This window comes from Microvirga sp. P4_G7 (assembly GCF_056401005.1).
On record NZ_JBFUKD010000934.1, the window covers coordinates 1 to 1,149 of the forward strand.

The following is a 1,149-nucleotide window of genomic DNA, read 5'->3' on the forward strand; positions in this document are numbered from 1 at the left end:
GTTGCCCCCCGCATCCCAGATGCAGGCCCAACCTTCCTTCCCAGTAGCTGCGGTGAATGTCGGCAGCTCATATTCAGAGTCGCCAGTATTGGTCGACATGTTCTTACCGTAAAGAGCCTGCAGAGCCGCAATGTCGAAGGCGCCCAATTCCCCCTGTGCCCCACGCACTGGATCACTATAAACCCCGTCCCACCCCGTGTTGTCGGACATGACCGTCCAAACACCTTGATTCAAACCATAGGTGCCAGTTGAGGAGGGTCCGTCGGCGCCCGGAAAGGTCGATGCGTCGCCTTGTTGTCCTCCATCGTGAGGTTTAGCCAGTCCGAGACCTAGACCGACTCCTTGCAAGGCAGTGTGCAGGCCATCACCACCGAAAATTCGAAAGTTCCAAGACGTTTCGAAATTGTCGAAGAAGCCCCAATTCTGGTTTTCAGAAAGACTCTCGTGGTATGATTTGCCGTCGTAACCGGCATCGGATTTCCACCAGACGATGTTCGCTTCTTGGACGGTCTGCGCGTATTCGAATTTTACCCCGCAGACACTTTCATAAACGCTCATCACGTCGGCGAACATGTCATATTCCGCCTGGACCCAGGTATGTCCGTATTCAAGGTGGGGGCTGGTCCCGTGAACGTCTTCAAATGCTTCACGAGTGTTGACGTCGCCGAACGCAACCTTGATGGGACCAGTTGACATATCCCATGTAGTGCCGCCCCAAATCAACGAGTCGACATAAACATTGCCGTATCCGGAGCCGGCGACATTTTCACGAATAGTAGCCACGATATCCTCGCTAGATGCTTCAATCGGTCCAGTTACTAGTACTGCTGACGCATTCTTTTACAGTGTTGGGGCGCACGAAGTGCACGGCACGATCGATATTTATCAGTAACGTTGTTGCTTGTGAGAAATGGTTTTGACAACAGGTGCGGGAACAGTGCTTCTCTCGACCGTGACAAGACTGTCGTTGTAGGTCGGCTCTGCGATTGGTGATGCAATAGCAATGACAATGGTGACAGGGAGGAATTGAAACGTCCCTAGACGAACAACCAGGATGCGATGGTCATATTGGCGCAATACGCACTCATACTGAAAGCCCGCGCTTGCGAATTCAGTTCGGTCGAGCACGACTTTCATCCGACGATGTCC

The 1,149-nt window shown here is 52.7% G+C and carries 2 protein-coding genes; both read right to left on the minus strand.

What is annotated here, in order from left to right:
* Positions 1 to 783, minus strand: a 783-nt coding sequence (locus AC1DT3_RS22035) for a zinc metalloprotease (RefSeq protein ID WP_477467306.1), incomplete at its 3' end; no start/stop codon positions are given.
* Between the two features lie 102 nt (positions 784 to 885).
* On the minus strand, positions 886 to 1,149 hold a 264-nt coding region (locus AC1DT3_RS22040), incomplete at its 5' end, for a hypothetical protein (RefSeq protein ID WP_477467307.1).